Source organism: Pseudophaeobacter sp. 1A09344, from assembly GCF_041008745.1.
GTDB classification, from domain to species: Bacteria; Pseudomonadota; Alphaproteobacteria; order Rhodobacterales; family Rhodobacteraceae; genus Phycobacter; species Phycobacter gallaeciensis_A.
The window spans coordinates 264,570-279,855 of the sequence record NZ_JAXGFS010000006.1 but is presented as its reverse complement, the minus strand read 5'-3'; the positions used below and the strand labels follow the sequence as shown (position 1 = coordinate 279,855).

13 protein-coding genes are annotated in these 15,286 nt (G+C 58.9%); 7 read left to right on the top strand and 6 right to left on the bottom strand.

Going from position 1 to position 15,286, the window contains the following annotated elements; all coding sequences use genetic code 11:
* The first annotated feature begins 2 nt into the window (after positions 1 to 2).
* From mnmG to SM765_RS12865, 4 genes are read left to right on the top strand one after another with little or no spacing between them, the layout of a single operon-like run.
* A complete protein-coding gene (gene mnmG / locus SM765_RS12880) occupies positions 3 to 1,877 on the top strand; it encodes a tRNA uridine-5-carboxymethylaminomethyl(34) synthesis enzyme MnmG (RefSeq protein ID WP_274838045.1) in 1,875 nt (624 codons plus the stop codon).
* Positions 1,874 to 2,491 carry a 16S rRNA (guanine(527)-N(7))-methyltransferase RsmG gene (gene rsmG / locus SM765_RS12875; protein WP_274835164.1) on the top strand — a complete coding sequence of 206 codons (618 nt, stop codon included), beginning with the start codon at positions 1,874 to 1,876 and terminating at the stop codon, positions 2,489 to 2,491. The genes mnmG and rsmG overlap by 4 nt, the downstream gene beginning before the upstream one ends.
* On the top strand, positions 2,484 to 3,293 hold the full coding sequence (locus tag SM765_RS12870; protein WP_274829989.1) for a ParA family protein: 810 nt from the start codon (positions 2,484 to 2,486) through the stop codon (positions 3,291 to 3,293). Before rsmG ends, SM765_RS12870 begins: the two co-directional genes overlap by 8 nt.
* A gap of 13 nt (positions 3,294 to 3,306) precedes the next feature.
* Positions 3,307 to 4,203, top strand: a complete 897-nt coding sequence (locus SM765_RS12865; protein ID WP_274835165.1) for a ParB/RepB/Spo0J family partition protein — start codon at positions 3,307 to 3,309, stop codon at positions 4,201 to 4,203.
* Here the strand turns inward: SM765_RS12865 and SM765_RS12860 are convergent.
* Genes SM765_RS12860 through rph form a run of 4 tightly spaced genes read right to left on the bottom strand, consistent with a single transcriptional unit; the run spans position 4,193 to position 7,038 of the window.
* On the bottom strand, positions 4,193 to 4,546 hold the full coding sequence (locus tag SM765_RS12860) for a YbaN family protein (protein ID WP_274829988.1): 354 nt from the start codon (positions 4,544 to 4,546) through the stop codon (positions 4,193 to 4,195). The two genes, SM765_RS12865 and SM765_RS12860, sit on opposite strands and share 11 nt — an antisense overlap.
* A gap of 4 nt (positions 4,547 to 4,550) precedes the next feature.
* Complete coding sequence (gene hemW, locus SM765_RS12855) at positions 4,551 to 5,705, bottom strand: radical SAM family heme chaperone HemW (RefSeq protein WP_274838160.1); 1,155 nt, start codon at positions 5,703 to 5,705, stop codon at positions 4,551 to 4,553.
* A gap of 8 nt (positions 5,706 to 5,713) precedes the next feature.
* Positions 5,714 to 6,328, bottom strand: coding sequence for an RdgB/HAM1 family non-canonical purine NTP pyrophosphatase (gene rdgB, locus SM765_RS12850; RefSeq protein WP_274835166.1), 615 nt, complete (start codon positions 6,326 to 6,328; stop codon positions 5,714 to 5,716).
* Positions 6,325 to 7,038 (bottom strand): ribonuclease PH, encoded by a 714-nt coding sequence (rph, locus tag SM765_RS12845; RefSeq protein WP_065271994.1) that lies wholly within the window; start codon positions 7,036 to 7,038, stop codon positions 6,325 to 6,327. The genes rdgB and rph overlap by 4 nt, the downstream gene beginning before the upstream one ends.
* A gap of 143 nt (positions 7,039 to 7,181) precedes the next feature.
* On the opposite strand from rph, the gene hrcA reads away from it, so the two are divergent.
* A complete protein-coding gene (gene hrcA / locus SM765_RS12840) occupies positions 7,182 to 8,246 on the top strand; it encodes a heat-inducible transcriptional repressor HrcA (protein WP_065271993.1) in 1,065 nt (354 codons plus the stop codon).
* Positions 8,247 to 8,255: 9 nt separating this feature from the next.
* Positions 8,256 to 8,816, top strand: coding sequence for a nucleotide exchange factor GrpE (locus SM765_RS12835; RefSeq protein ID WP_065271992.1), 561 nt, complete (start codon positions 8,256 to 8,258; stop codon positions 8,814 to 8,816).
* Positions 8,817 to 8,917: 101 nt separating this feature from the next.
* Here SM765_RS12835 and mutS read toward each other — a convergent pair whose 3' ends face one another.
* Entirely contained in the window at positions 8,918 to 11,551 is a 2,634-nt protein-coding gene (gene mutS, locus SM765_RS12830; RefSeq protein WP_274838046.1) for a DNA mismatch repair protein MutS, read from the bottom strand.
* A gap of 111 nt (positions 11,552 to 11,662) precedes the next feature.
* The gene (locus SM765_RS12825; protein ID WP_065273645.1) at positions 11,663 to 12,484 is read right to left on the bottom strand and encodes a flagellin N-terminal helical domain-containing protein; all 822 of its coding nucleotides are present in this window, start codon (positions 12,482 to 12,484) and stop codon (positions 11,663 to 11,665) included.
* Positions 12,485 to 12,807: 323 nt separating this feature from the next.
* Between SM765_RS12825 and SM765_RS12820 the strand changes: the two genes are divergently transcribed.
* Positions 12,808 to 15,063, top strand: coding sequence for an NADP-dependent malic enzyme (locus SM765_RS12820; protein WP_065271990.1), 2,256 nt, complete (start codon positions 12,808 to 12,810; stop codon positions 15,061 to 15,063).
* Positions 15,064 to 15,286: the final 223 nt, after the last annotated feature.

Sequence of the window (15,286 nt, the reverse complement as noted above, 5' to 3'; positions counted from 1 at the left end):
ACGTGAAACATTCAGCCTATGACGTTGTTGTAATCGGCGGTGGTCACGCCGGCACCGAAGCTGCTCATGTGGCGGCTCGGATGGGTGTGAACACCGCTCTGATCACGTTGAAACGCGAAGGCATTGGTGTGATGTCCTGTAACCCGGCTATTGGCGGTTTGGGCAAAGGCCACCTCGTGCGGGAGATTGACGCTCTTGACGGCGTCATGGGGCGTGTTGCCGATCTTGCCGGCATTCAGTTCCGACTCCTGAATCGGCGGAAGGGACCAGCCGTCCAGGGCCCTCGCGCCCAATCCGACCGAGCAATCTATCGTCGGGAGATGCTCAAGCTTACCGAACAGCAGGACTGTCTCGACATTATCGAAGGTGAAGCGACCGATTTCATCATGTCCGGCCAATCGGTAACCGGCGTCGTCTTGGCAGATGGATCTCAAATCCCGGCGAAGGCTGTCATTCTTACCTCTGGGACGTTTCTGCGTGGTGTTATTCATATCGGAGATGTGTCGCGACCTGGCGGCCGTATGGGCGACAAGCCGTCGGTCAGCCTGGCAGAGCGTCTCGATAGCTTTGAATTACCGTTGGGACGCCTCAAGACCGGTACGCCGCCTCGGTTGGACGGAACAACGATTCGTTGGGATGAATTGGAATCGCAGCCCGGGGATGATGATCCAACGTTCTTTTCCTTTGCAACCACCCAGGTGACCGCAAAACAGGTGTCCTGCGGGATTACGCACACCAACGAAAAGACGCATGAGATCATTCGGGAAAACCTTGAACGATCTGCTATGTACGGCGGTCATATCGAAGGGGTCGGACCGCGGTATTGCCCCTCGATTGAAGATAAGGTCGTCAGGTTTTCCGATAAAACATCGCACCAGATCTTTCTGGAACCAGAGGGCGTCGACGATAACACCGTTTATCCAAACGGGATTTCCACAAGCCTGCCGGTGGATGTTCAAGAGGACTACGTGCATTCGATCTTTGGCCTGGAAGACGCCAAGATCATTCAACCCGGATATGCCATTGAGTACGATTACATTGATCCGCGGGCGCTAACACTGGGTTTGGAACTCAAGGAAGTTCCCGGCTTGTTCTTGGCTGGACAAATTAACGGTACAACCGGATATGAAGAGGCCGCTGCGCAGGGCCTGGTCGCAGGCCTCAATGCTGCGCGGCGGAGCAGGGAGGAGGACCCGATCGTCTTTGGTCGCTCCGGCAGCTACATTGGGGTTATGGTCGATGACCTGACCACGAATGGCGTGACGGAACCCTACCGGATGTTTACTTCCCGAGCGGAATTCCGTTTGTCCCTCCGGGCCGACAATGCGGATCAACGGCTCACGCCTCTGGCGATTGAGGTTGGCTGCGCGGGGCAGGCCCGCAAAGAAATGTTCCAAAAGAAGATGGAGCGCTTGGATGCTGCGCGTGGTTTGCTGACTAAGTCGGTGTTCACTCCAAAACAGGTTTCCGAGGCTGGTATCCGCGTAAATCAGGATGGCAATAAACGGACCGGCTTGGACGTCCTGGCGTTTCCCGATGTGTCGTTCGAAGATCTTTTCCCTTTGCTACCTGAACTCGCGAACAGCGATACCACAACACGACGTCAGTTGGAGCGTGACGCGCTTTACGCAAATTACATCGACCGGCAGGAGCGAGAGATCGCAGCGTTAAAGCGGGATGAGAGCTATCTGATCCCGAGGGATTTTGAATACGTCGGGATCGAAGGTCTTTCCAACGAGTTGCAACAAAAACTGGAGCGAGCCCGTCCTGAAAACCTGGCGCAGGCAGCACGTCTGGATGGGATGACGCCGGCTGCACTGGCCCTGCTTTTGGCGAGATTACGGAAAAGTTCCACCCTACGGAGCCGTACTGCATGACAACCGAAGCTTTGTTGGAACGGCTGAATGTTTCACGTGAAACACTCAACCGGCTAAAAATATTCGAACAAGTTTTGCTAAAATGGAATCCGAAGATCAACCTAGTTTCCCGGAACAGCCTGGATGACCTTTGGACCCGTCATATTATCGATTCGGTCCAGGTTTTCCGATGTGTTTCTCCGCCAAACCACTGGGTTGATATGGGAAGTGGCGGCGGCCTTCCAGGTGTTATCGTCGCCATTATGGCGGCAGAGGAATCTCCGAATACCAAGGTTACGCTGATCGAATCGGATCAACGAAAGTCGGCTTTCCTGCGTACGGCGGCACGGGAGTGCGGGGCGAAACTTACCGTAATTTCAAAGCGAATAGAGCAGGCGGACCCGCAAAATGCGGATGTTCTGTCTGCGCGGGCGCTTGCGGATCTGTCGCTCCTACTGGAATTTTCTGAACGTCACCTCAGCCCGACAGGCACCGCCTTGTTCCCAAAAGGTGCAAACTGGAAAAAAGAAGTGGATAACGCGCGGCAACGATGGCGATTCGATTTCGAACCGATTACAAGTTTAACTGAACCCGACGCGGTCGTACTGAAAATAGAGGGAGTTGCTCGTGTCTGACTTATCCCGCCCGGATGGGCCACGTATCATCGCGGTTGCTAATCAAAAGGGTGGAGTAGGTAAGACAACGACGGCAATAAACCTCGCTGCGGCCCTGGTCGAAGGCGGATTGCGCGTTCTCGTCGTTGATTTGGACCCGCAGGGGAATGCATCCACCGGCCTGGGAATTGAGGCCGATGATCGGGATTACACCACCTACGATCTTTTGGTTGATGATGCGCCGCTGTCCGAGGTTATTCGGGCAACTGAGATCGAGGATCTCTGCGTTATTCCAGCGACGGTGGATCTGAGTTCCGCCGATATCGAACTGGTTTCCAACGAAAAGCGCAGCTTCCTATTGCATGACGCCCTGCGACAGACGGCGATGGACGAATACGAATGGGATTACATACTGATCGATTGCCCGCCGTCGCTGAACCTGCTTACGGTGAATGCCATGGTCGCCGCGCATTCGGTTCTTATCCCGCTGCAAAGTGAGTTCTTCGCGCTCGAGGGGGTATCGCAGCTAATGTTGACGATTCGTGAGGTACGGCAGGCGGCAAACCCGGATCTTAGGATCGAAGGTGTAGTGCTGACGATGTACGACCGTCGCAATAATCTGTCGCAACAGGTTGAACAGGATGCGCGCGACAACCTGGGTGAGCTGGTCTTCCGGACTGTGATTCCCCGGAATGTACGGGTGAGCGAGGCGCCGTCCTATGCGCTACCAGTCCTGAACTATGATACGAACTCGCTGGGGGCGCGGGCGTACCGGGCACTGGCAGAAGAAATAGTCGCCAATCATCAAAGACTGGCAGCATAAAGGGGAGGGCACCATGACAGAAAAAAAGAACAAACCTCGCGGATTGGGACGTGGATTGTCGGCGCTGATGGCCGATGTGAACCCGGAACCCGTCAGCACCCAAGCCGAAGCACCCCGCAATGCCGAAGTATTGGTGCCAATCGAGAAGGTTACCGCCAACCCTGATCAGCCCCGTCGGCAGTTTCTTCAAGAAGATCTGGATGACCTGACGGCCTCTATCAAGGAAAAGGGCGTCTTGCAGCCGCTGATCGTGCGTCCGCGCGATGGCGGTACGTACGAGATCGTGGCTGGTGAACGGCGCTGGAGGGCCGCGCAGGCAGCGCAGTTGCATGAGGTTCCGGTTCTGATCCGGGACTATGACGACGTTGAAATGCTTGAAGTCGCCATCATCGAAAACATTCAGCGGTCAGATCTGAATGCGATGGAAGAGGCGCAGAGCTATAAGCAGTTGATGGAAAAGTTCGGCCACACCCAGGAAAAAATGGCTGAGGCGTTGGGCAAGAGCCGTAGCCATATTGCCAACCTTGTGCGGCTTCTTCACCTGCCTTCCGACGTGCAACAGCTTGTTCAGGAACGAAAATTGTCCGCGGGCCACGCGCGGGCGCTGATTACGTCGGACCATGCATCAGAACTGGCCAAGAAGATCGTCAAAGGCGGGCTGTCCGTCCGCGCGACCGAGAATCTGGTGAAAAAGGATGCTGCGGGTACCACAACGAGCGCGTCTCCGAAAAAACCGCGCAAAGAGGTGGAAAAGGACGCGGATACCCGCGCGCTTGAAGGCGATCTGTCAGCGATGCTGCGGATGAAGGTTTCGATTGATCACATCGCGGGCGGGGAGAGCGGCTCGGTGACGATCAGCTATGAGACGCTTGATCAGTTGGATGAGCTTTGCAATCTGCTCAGCCGTTAGGGCGCGACCAGATAAAGGTCAGAACGCCTGACAGAACCACCGCCTGAATAATAAGGATGTGGGAGGGGGCGCCCAGCATCAGAGACAACAGAAAAACGGCGGCAATCGATCCGGTTGCCGCCTTTTTTGCGGTTGGTCGGATGGCGCCGTTTTCGCGCCAATCCAGGATCATTGGCCCGAAGATGTTGTGAGAGATGATCCAGTCGTGCAGCCGTTCCGAGGAGTTTGCGAAAAAGAATGTTGCCAGAAGCAGGAAGGGCACGGTGGGGAGCAGGGGAAGGATAACCCCGACGATTGCCAATGCTACGCAACAAATCCCTAGTCCGGCGTAGATATAGCGCATTGGGTCAGTCCACCAAGAGATCGCGAAGGATCGCGTTGAGCACCGCACGTCCCTTGTCCGTGGCATGCAGTCTTTGTTCTGAGATAGAGATCATTCCCATCTTGGCAAGGTCCTGTAGCTTGTCAGGGTTCAGCGGCGTGCCAGAGAGTTGTGCGTAGCGCTCCATATCCAGTCCTTCCCGCAGGCGCATCCCCATCATCAGGCATTCGACAGCGGCATCCTCGCGCTCCAGGGCTTCCCGCAGGTTTTCGCCAGAACCGTTAGAAACGGCTTGCAGCCAGGCGCCGGGGGCGCGGTGGGTTTCGGTGGCATAGCGGGCGCCATCCAGAGTGATACGACCATGGGCGCCGGGGCCGATGCCCACATAGTCGCCGTAGCGCCAGTAAATCAGGTTGTGGCGGCTCTCCGCGCCGGGAACCGCATGGTTGGAAACCTCATAGGCGGGCATGCCATGGGCGGCGCAGATGTCCTGTGTCAGCTGGTACATGTCTGCGGCGCTGTCATCGCTGGGCAGGTCCCGCAGTTTACCCCGGGCATAGCGGTCGCCAAAGGCGGTGCCTTCTTCGATCGTCAGCTGATAGAGCGACAGGTGGTCGATAGACATAGACAGCGCTTCGGTCAGCTCTGCCTGCCAGTCCTGCGGCGTCTGACCTTGCCGGGCATAGATCAGGTCGAAACTGACGCGGTCAAAACAATTGCGCGCAATGTCAAAGGCGGCCTTGGCTTCAGCCACGGAATGGATACGGCCAAGGCGGCGCAGGTCGGCGTCGTTTAGCGCCTGAATGCCCATCGAGATCCGGTTTACTCCCGCGTCGCGATAGCCTGCAAACCGGCCAGCCTCGACCGATCCGGGGTTCGCCTCGAGCGAGATTTCGATGTCATTGGCAAAGGGCCAGATATCCCGCGCGGCCTCGATCACGGCGGCAACGGTGTCGGGATGCATCAGCGAAGGGGTACCGCCACCAAAGAAGATCGAATTCAACACGCGGCCCGGAAGCTGCTCGGACACACGTGCCAGCTCAGATTGATAGGCTTTGACCCAGACGCTTTGGTCGATGTTTGCGGTGACGTGGCTGTTGAAATCGCAATAGGGGCATTTGGCCTGACAAAAGGGCCAGTGCACATAGAGGCCAAAGCCCCCATTGCGCCAGTCATCCACGGGATGGGTCATTCCCCGAAACACCCTTTGATGAACTTTGCCACGGCGTTTGCGCGATGGCTGATCTTGTTCTTTTCCCAGCGGTCCATCTCGGCAAAGGTCACGTCAAAGCCATCAGGTATGAACATCGGATCATAGCCAAAACCAGCCTCGCCGCGGATCGGCCAGATCAGATGACCGGGGGCGACGCCTTCGAACACCTCGTCGTGCCCATCGGGCCAGGCCAGAACCAGCGTACAGCGGAACTGCGCGGTACGCGGGTGGGGGGCGTTCTTGGCTTCCAGCTCGTCATGGGCGCGGGTCATGGCCATCATGAAGTCGCGGCCATTGCCGGTTTCCGCCCAGTCTGCGGTATAGACGCCCGGTGCCCCATCTAGGGCGTCGATGGTGATCCCGGAATCATCGGACAGGGCAGGGAGCCCGGTTGCCTTGGCCGCGGCATGCGCCTTGATCCGGGCGTTGCCGACAAAGGTGTCCTCGGTTTCCTCAGGTTCTGGCAGATCCATTTCGGCGGCGCCGACAACGGAGACGCCAAAGGGCTTGAGGAGATGCGCCATCTCCTCAAGCTTGCCTTTGTTATGCGTGGCGATCAACAGCCGATCGCCTTCAAACTTTCGGCTCATGCGCAGGCTGCCTTTTGCATTTCTGCCAGTTCGGCGGTGCCTTTTGCGGCCAGATCCATCAAGGAATTCATCTGCTCGCGCGAGAACATCGATCCTTCGGCGGACATCTGCACTTCGATCAGTTTGCCGGATCCGGTCATGATGAAGTTGCCATCGACGCCGGCTTCGGAATCTTCGGGGTAGTCCAGATCCAGAACCGGCTGGCCGGCATAGATCCCGCAGGATACGGCTGCCACCGGATCAACCAGCGGGTCGATGCTGACATCGCCGGCCTTCATCAGTTTGTTGACTGCCAGACGCAGGGCCACCCAGCCGCCGGTGATCGAGGCGCAGCGGGTGCCGCCATCGGCCTGCAGCACGTCACAGTCGATACTGATCTGGCGTTCACCCAAGGCCACGCGGTCCACGCCGGCGCGCAGGGCACGGCCGATCAGGCGCTGGATTTCGACGGTACGGCCGCCTTGCTTGCCAGCCGAGGCTTCGCGGCGCATCCGGGTGTTGGTCGCGCGGGGCAGCATGCCGTATTCCGCCGTCACCCAGCCAAGGCCGGATCCCTTGATAAAGGGCGGCACGCGGTCTTCGATGGTGGCGGTGCACAGAACATGGGTGTCGCCAGCCTTGATCAGGCATGATCCCTCGGCATGTTTGGTGAATCCGGTTTCGATGGAAATCGGGCGCATCTCGTTCAATTGTCGTCCAGAGGGTCGCATGAGTAATCCTTTTTTTGCTGGCCTTCGGATAGCCCTGCCTGCGCGCGGTATGCAAGCATGATTGACCTTTGCGTGTGGGCCTCTTTAATGGCAATCCGGAAAAGCCTTCCTATCTATGTAGCGTGTAACCGCTGAAAATGCTCATGACAGACGCAAACAATATCCTGAAAGACATGAACGACCGGTCGCGGGATGTGTTCCGGGCGGTCGTGGAATCCTATCTGGAAAGCGGCGATCCCGTCGGCAGCCGTACCCTGACCCGTTCGCTGAGCGAAAAGGTCAGCGCGGCGACGGTGCGCAACGTGATGCAGGATCTGGAGTTTCTGGGCCTGCTCGACAGCCCACATGTCAGCGCCGGACGGGTGCCGACGCAGCTGGGTCTGCGGATGTTCGTCGATGGCCTGCTGGAGGTCGAGGACCTGAAGGCGCAGGACCGCGAAAAGATCGACGCCACCCTGGGTCGCAATTCCGGCGATGTGAGCGGTATGCTCGACCGTGTCGGGGCGGCGCTTTCCGGGGTGACGCAGGGTGCCTCGCTGGTCCTGACGCCAAAGCATGAGGCCGAGATCCGCCATATCGAATTCGTCTCGCTGGGTCATGACCGGGCGATGGTGGTGCTGGTGTTTTCCGACGGTCACGTGGAAAACCGGCTGTTCACCCCGCCGCCGGGGCAGACGCCCAGTTCGATGCGCGAGGCGGCCAATTTCCTGAATGCCCTCGTCGAAGGGCGCACGCTGAGTGACGTGCGCCTTGACATGCAGGAAGAGATCGCCACCCGGCGGCAGGAGATCGACAACCTGGCGCATCAGCTGATCGAAAGCGGTCTGGCCGCCTGGGAAGAAGACGGCAGCGACCAGGCGCGTCTGATCGTGCGGGGACGTGCGAATCTGCTTGCCGATAATGGCGTCACAGAAGAACTGGATCTGATCCGCAGCCTGTTCGATGATCTGGAGCGCAAGCAGGATATTGCCGAATTCCTGGAACTCACCGAAGAGGGCGAGGGCGTGCGCATTTTTATTGGCTCGGAGAACAAACTTTTCTCACTTTCGGGTTCCTCTTTGGTGGTGTCTCCTTATATGAACGCGGATCGAAAGGTGATTGGCGCGGTGGGGGTGATTGGCCCGACCCGCCTGAACTACGGACGGATTGTGCCCATCGTGGACTATACGGCACAACTGGTCGGCAAATTGCTGTCAGACCGGAGTTAGAGGTGAAAAATGGCAGAGCCCAAGAACGACGATTTTCTCGACGATATCGCAAATGCCGAAGCAGAAGAGCTGGCGGCACAGACCGAAGAATTTGATGACGCGGCGCTGGAGCTGGATGCCCTGCGGGCCGAGCGTGATGAGCTGAAGGACCGGTTCATGCGCGCTCTGGCGGATGCCGAGAATTCGCGCAAGCGGGGCGACAAGGCCCGCCGCGAAGCCGAGCAATATGGCGGCTCAAAGCTGGCCCGTGACATGCTGCCGGTGTTCGACAACATGAAGCGCGCGGTTGAATCGGTAACCGACGAACAGAAAGAGGCGGCCTCGGCCCTGATCGAAGGTGTTGAGCTGACCATGCGGGCGCTGCTGGGCGTGTTTGAAAAGCACGGCATCCGCGTTGTCTCGCCCGCAGTGGGTGACAAGTTCGACCCGCAGGTGCACGAAGCCATGTTCGAAGCCCCGGTGCCCGGCACCAAGGCAGGCGAAATTATTCAGGTTTCCGCCGAAGGTTTCATGCTGCACGACCGCCTGCTGCGGCCGGCGCAGGTCGGGGTCTCCTCGACCCCAGCATAAGGCTGCCGGGGTTATTGGTGTAAATCGCCTCGGACCCGGCATTCAGAATTGAAAAAGGCGGCCCTTGCGGGTCGCCTTTTTGCATTAATACAGCTTTGCATTTACGCAGTGGCGTCTTTCAGACGGTAGAGCGCCTCCAGTGCCTCGCGCGGGGTCAGATCGTCGGGGTGGATACTCTCCAGCAATTCCTCGACCGGTGATGGACCTGCGGCGGGTTTTGGTTGCGGCGGCGGGGCAGCGGCAAAGAGCGGAAGATCGTCGATCTGGATCTTTGCGCCAGCGCCTTCGCGGCTGCCTTGTTCCAGCATATCCAGCACATCGCGCGCCCGCGCCACAACCGAAGCTGGCAGGCCGGCAAGCTGCGCCACCTGCACCCCGTAGGAGCGGTCGGCGGCGCCTTTTTTGACCTCGTGCAGGAAGATCACCTCGCCTTCCCATTCCTTGACGGTGACGGTGGCGTTTTCGACGCCCTCCAGTTTTCCGGCCAGTTGGGTCATCTCGTGATAGTGGGTCGCGAATAGAGCGCGGGCCTGGTTCACCTCGTGCAGGTGTTCCAACGTGGCCCAGGCGATGGACAGCCCATCATAGGTCGCGGTGCCGCGCCCGATTTCATCAAGGATCACCAGAGCACGGTCATCGGCCTGGTTCAGGATCGCGGCGGTTTCCACCATTTCAACCATGAAGGTCGAGCGTCCGCGCGCCAGATCGTCCGAGGCCCCGACACGGCTGAACAGCTGGCTGATCAACCCGATATGGGCGGCTTCGGCGGGAACATAGCTGCCCATCTGCGCCAGCAGCGCGATCAGCGCGTTCTGGCGCAGGAAGGTCGATTTACCGGCCATGTTGGGACCGGTCAGCAACCAGATCGCGGCGCCATCCCCAGCCGACAGATCGCAATCATTGGCCACAAAGGTATCACCGCCCTGTTGCCGCAGCGCCTGTTCCACCACCGGATGGCGCCCACCCTCCACGTGAAACGCGCGGGAAGCGTCCACCTTGGGCCGGGTCCAGTTTTCGCCGCGCGCCAGATCGGCCAATGCGGTGATCAGATCCAGCTCTGCCAACCCTTTGGCAGCGGTATTGAGTCGCGCAGCGGTGTCCAGAATGGCGGTGGAAAGCCTTTCATAGAGCCGCTTTTCGATCTCCAGCGCCCGGTTTCCTGCGTTCAGGATCCGGGTTTCGATCTCGCTCAGCTCCACCGTGGTGAAACGCACCTGATTTGCGGTAGTTTGACGGTGGATATAAGTCTCGGACAGCGGCGCCGATAGCATCTTTTCCGCGTGGGTCGCGGTGGTTTCGATGAAATAGCCCAGCACGTTGTTGTGCTTGATCTTCAGCGAGGTGATGCCTGTGTGCTCCGCATATTTCTGCTGCATCCCGGCGATGATCGAGCGTCCCTCATCGCGCAGGGTGCGCGCCTCATCCAGTTCGGGATCATAGCCGGTCGCGATGAACCCGCCGTCACGGGCCAGCAGCGGCGGATCGGCCACCAGCGCGGCATCCAGCAGCGACAGAAGATCGTCAAAGCCAAGGAGATCGCGCACGGCACACGCGATAAGTTCGGGTAAATCCTGACCTTCGCACATCTCGGCGATGGTTTCGGCCTGCACCAGCCCGTTGCGGATGGCGGCCAGATCGCGCGGACCACCGCGTTCCAGCGCAAGTCGCGACAGGGCGCGGTCCAGATCCGGGGTTTTGCGCAGCGCCGCGCGGATGTCCTGCGAAAGCTGCGTCGCCTCGACCGCGAAATCCAGTGCCGCCAATCGCGCGCTGATCACATCCAACGTGCGCGAGGGGCTTGCCATACGTTGTTCCAAAAGACGGGCACCGCCCGGCGTCACGGTCCGGTCCACCACAGACAACAGCGATCCGGCGCGCCCGCCCGACAGGGATCGGGTCAGTTCCAGGCTGGCGCGGGTGGAGGCGTCGATCTGCACCACGCGGTCCTGCGCCTCCTGTACCGGCGGCTGCAACAGCGGTAGTTTGCCCTTCTGCGTAATCTCCAGATAGTCGATCAGCGCACCCATGGCTGAGACCTCGGCGCGGGTGAAGGTGCCGAACCCATCCAGCGCACCGACGTTGAACAAGGTGCAGATGCGTTTTTCTGCCGCCGTGCTGTCGAAACTTGCCTTGCCGAGCGGGGTCAGCGGGATCTTGTATTCATCTGCAAGCGGGCGGGTCGCATCAAAAGGCGCGCCATCAGCGACGATCAGTTCCGATGGCGCCAGCCGCGCCAATTCCGGCGACAGGCGCACGCGGGCGATGGGCATCACGTGAAACGCCCCGGTGGAAATATCCGCCCAGGCCAAGGCCGCTTCGTCGCGCAACTCGGAATAGGAAACCAGGAAGTTGTGACGCCGTGCTTCGAGCAGGGAATCCTCGGTCAGCGTGCCGGGAGTCACCAGCCGCACCACATCCCGTTTCACCACGGATTTGGAGCCGCGTTTCTTGGCTTCGGCCGGGCTTTCCAGCTGTTCGCCTACCGCGACGCGGAACCCCTTGCGGATCAGGGTCAGCAGATACCCTTCGGCGGCATGCACGGGAACGCCGCACATGGGAATATCCTCGCCGTCGTGTTTGCCCCGTTTGGTCAGGGCGATGTCCAGCGCTTCTGCGGCATTGACCGCGTCGTCAAAGAACATCTCGTAGAAATCGCCCATCCGATAAAAAAGCAACGCATCGGGATGCGCTGCTTTGATCTCAAGATATTGCGCCATCATGGGCGTAACGGTCATGCGAGCTCCCCCGGGGTTATTTGCCCGACATTTACAATGCGGACGGTCCAAGGAAAACCCGATTACCCGGATTTGCAATCTGTTGCTCAGACCCTGGCGGGCCGGCGTTGATCAGAACAGCACGCCGATCGATTGCGGGCTGTAGTTCGCAATCGACAAAGAGGTAGTGCCCAGCTGTTTTTGCACATCAAGCGCAACCAGCCGCGCCGCGGATTCCTCTATATTGGCATCCACCAGGGCGCCGATCCCCTTCTTTGTGGCATCAGCAAGGTTCTGCACGGTCTTGTTCTCTTCTGCCAGTCCATTGGCCGAGGCCCCAAGTGCAGCGGCACCTTCGATGGCAAAGCGCAGGAAACCGGTAATCTCGCTCAGCGCGGTTTGGGCGCTTGCCTGATCCGTGACCTGGGTGCGGTTGTTGATATCGAACAACGGGTCGCTTTCGAAATCGACACCATCCACTGTCAGCAACGACAGGTCTGCTCCGGTTGGAATACTAAGGCCGGTTGCGCCATTGCCGTCCACATTTGTGGCCAGCAGGTTGGCACCGTTGAACTGGGAGGAAGAAATGATCGAATTGATTTCCTCCGTCTTCTGGGCCAGCTGCGCTTCGATCTTGGAATAGTCAACAAGGCCGCTGCTTGCCGTAAGTGCCAGTTCCTTCATTTCGATGACAGCTTCGGAAATCCGTTCCGCACCAGCCGAGGCGACGGCGACGGTGGACTCACCCAGCGACAGCGCATCAGAGGTTGCCCGCAGCCCGGAGACATCGGCCTCCATGATCTGGGAAATCGCCCATAGCGCGGCATTGTCTTTGGCGGTATTCACCTCTTTTCCGGTTGCGACCTCGTTCTGGACGGTTTCCAGCTGCTGTGTCGTCCCTCCCAGCAGGTGTAGCGCTGTGGCGGCGCCGGTGTTGGAGTTGATACTTGTCATATCGTGCATCCCAAATTTACCCTGCCCGCCGGTATTGCGGCGGCGGGTGTGACTTTTCAGAAATGGTCGTATGCCGTTCTGACATGTGCTGTTCTGGCGCCGGTTTGCGGCCTTATAGCCACGCGTCACACAGAAGCTGTTAAGTATTATTAACGGAATATAGCGCGGATCGGTCGAGATTGTGGCGAAAAGCCGACGGAATCTATCAAGTTTTATTTGAAATATTATTGCTTTTTAGGGGTCGTTTTCTTTCCGGATCGGATTGAGAGGGACGCAGGGCTGGGATAAGACTGTGCCCGATTAGGAGAGGACACCTACAGCCCATGCCCAAAGCGAAGATCACAAACGAAGAGGCGCTTGCCTTCCATCTGGAGCCGACACCCGGCAAATGGGAAATCAATGCGACCGTCCCGATGACCACGCAGCGGGATCTCTCCCTGGCCTATTCCCCCGGTGTTGCGGTGCCATGCGAAGCGATCGCGGCGAACCCGGAAACCGCCTATGATTATACCAACAAGGGCAACCTGGTGGCTGTCATCTCCAACGGGACGGCGGTTTTGGGGCTTGGAAACCTGGGCGCGCTGGGATCGAAACCGGTGATGGAGGGGAAATCTGTCCTGTTCAAACGCTTTGCCGATGTGAACTCGATCGACATTGAGCTCGACACCGAAGATCCGGACAAGTTCATCGACGCGGTCAAGCTGATGGGCCCGACCTTTGGCGGCATCAACCTTGAGGACATCAAGGCGCCCGAATGTTTCATCATCGAGCAGCGCCTGAAGGAAGAGATGGATATCCCCGTCTTCCATGACGACCAGCACGGTACCGCTGTGATCTGTGCGGCGGGCCTGATCAATGCGCTGCATATTTCTGGCAAGAAGATCGAAGACGTGAAGATCGTGCTCAACGGCGCGGGTGCGGCAGGTATCGCCTGTATCGAGCTGCTGAAATCCATGGGCGCGCGGCATGACAACTGCATCGTCTGTGACACCAAGGGTGTGATCTATCAGGGCCGTACCGAAGGTATGAACCAGTGGAAGTCGGCCCATGCGGTCAAGACTGAGCTGCGGACGCTTGAGGAAGCAATGGAAGGCGCCGATGTTTTCCTTGGCGTGTCGGTCAAAGGCGCGGTGACGCAGGAGATGGTTGCCTCCATGGCCGACAACCCTGTGATCTTTGCCATGGCAAACCCGGATCCCGAAATCACCCCGGAAGAGGCCCACGAGGTCCGCGTCGACGCCATCGTCGCCACGGGCCGCTCGGACTATCCCAACCAGGTGAACAACGTTCTGGGCTTTCCCTACTTGTTCCGCGGCGCGCTGGACATCAATGCGCGCGCCATCAACGACGAGATGAAGATCGCTTGTGCTCATGCGCTGGCCGCATTGGCGCGCGAGGATGTGCCGGATGAGGTGGCGCTTGCTTATGGCAAATCGCTGACTTTTGGTCGCGATTACATCATCCCGACACCGTTTGATCCGCGTCTGATCCACCGGATTCCCCCAGCCGTGGCCAAGGCGGGCATGGATACGGGTGCCGCGCGTCGTCCCATCATCGACATGGAAGCCTATGAGATCAGCCTGAAAAGCCGGATGGACCCGACGGCTTCGATCCTGCGCGGCCTCAACGCCCGCGCGCGCTCGGCCCAGTCGCGGATGATCTTTGCCGAGGGCGACGATCCCCGTGTGCTGCGCGCTGCCGTTACCTATCAGCGGTCCGGCTTTGGCAAGGCGCTGGTCGTTGGCCGTGCCGATGATGTGAAGGCCAAGCTGGAGGCCGCCGGCCTTGGCGATGCGGTGCGCGAACTGGAGGTGGTCAATGCCGCCAACACCCAGCATTTCGACACCTACAAGGATTTCCTGTTCAACCGCCTGCAACGCAAGGGCTTCGACCGTAAGGACATCCACCGTCTGGTGGGCCGTGACCGGCACGTCTTCTCGGCGCTGATGCTGGCGCATGGGCATGGCGATGGTCTGGTCACCGGTGCCACCCGCAAATCCGCGCATGTTCTGGATCAGATCAACCACGTCTTTGACGCCGATGCCAAACACGGCGCGGCCGGCGTGACCGCGTTGCTGCATAAGGGCCGGATCGTGCTGATTGGCGATACGCTGGTGCATGAATGGCCGGATGAGAACGATCTGGCGACGATTGCCGAACGCGCTGCTGGTGTGGCCCGGCACATGGGGCTGGATCCCCGCGTGGCCTTTGTCAGCTTCTCGACCTTTGGCTACCCGGTGTCCGAGCGGGCGGAAAAGATGCATATCGCCCCGGGCGTTCTGGACAAGCGCGGCGTCGATTTCGAATACGAAGGCGAAATGACCGTGGATGTGGCGCTGAATGCCAAGGCGCAGGAGAATTACCCGTTCCAGCGTCTGTCAGGCCCCGCCAACATCCTGATCGTGCCTGCCCGGCACTCGGCCTCCATCTCGGTCAAGCTGATGCAGGAAATGGGCGGTGCCACCGTGGTCGGCCCGATCCTGGCGGGCGTGGACAAGCCGATCCAGATCTGCTCGACCACCTCGACCGCTAATGACGTGCTGAACATGGCGGTTCTGGCAGCCTGTAATATCGGCTAGGAAGAGCTAAGTAATTGTGAGGGAAAATTTTTTTAGATTCGTCTTTGTTTCTCAGTCTGTTATTCACCGAACTGGGTGAAAAATCAGATTGCGAAAAGCACAAAAATGTGCGTATCCTCATAAGCGTACACGCACCCCGAGGGGTGCGTGTACCAGTTAGCGTACCAACTAACTAAATGGCAGCGTAAGCTGCTTTGGTTTCGGCCAACGGCGGGTGTGCGCG

Coding starts and splice junctions, on each gene's coding strand:
- mutS (WP_274838046.1), bottom strand. CDS start 11,551: ATGACCGTTACGCCCATGATGGCGCAATATCTTGAGATCAAAGCAGCG.
- SM765_RS12820 (WP_065271990.1), top strand. CDS start 12,808: ATGCCCAAAGCGAAGATCACAAACGAAGAGGCGCTTGCCTTCCATCTG.
- SM765_RS12865 (WP_274835165.1), top strand. CDS start 3,307: ATGACAGAAAAAAAGAACAAACCTCGCGGATTGGGACGTGGATTGTCG.
- rdgB (WP_274835166.1), bottom strand. CDS start 6,328: ATGAGCCGAAAGTTTGAAGGCGATCGGCTGTTGATCGCCACGCATAAC.
- hrcA (WP_065271993.1), top strand. CDS start 7,182: ATGACAGACGCAAACAATATCCTGAAAGACATGAACGACCGGTCGCGG.
- SM765_RS12825 (WP_065273645.1), bottom strand. CDS start 12,484: ATGACAAGTATCAACTCCAACACCGGCGCCGCCACAGCGCTACACCTG.
- SM765_RS12860 (WP_274829988.1), bottom strand. CDS start 4,546: ATGCGCTATATCTACGCCGGACTAGGGATTTGTTGCGTAGCATTGGCA.
- rph (WP_065271994.1), bottom strand. CDS start 7,038: ATGCGACCCTCTGGACGACAATTGAACGAGATGCGCCCGATTTCCATC.
- SM765_RS12835 (WP_065271992.1), top strand. CDS start 8,256: ATGGCAGAGCCCAAGAACGACGATTTTCTCGACGATATCGCAAATGCC.
- rsmG (WP_274835164.1), top strand. CDS start 1,874: ATGACAACCGAAGCTTTGTTGGAACGGCTGAATGTTTCACGTGAAACA.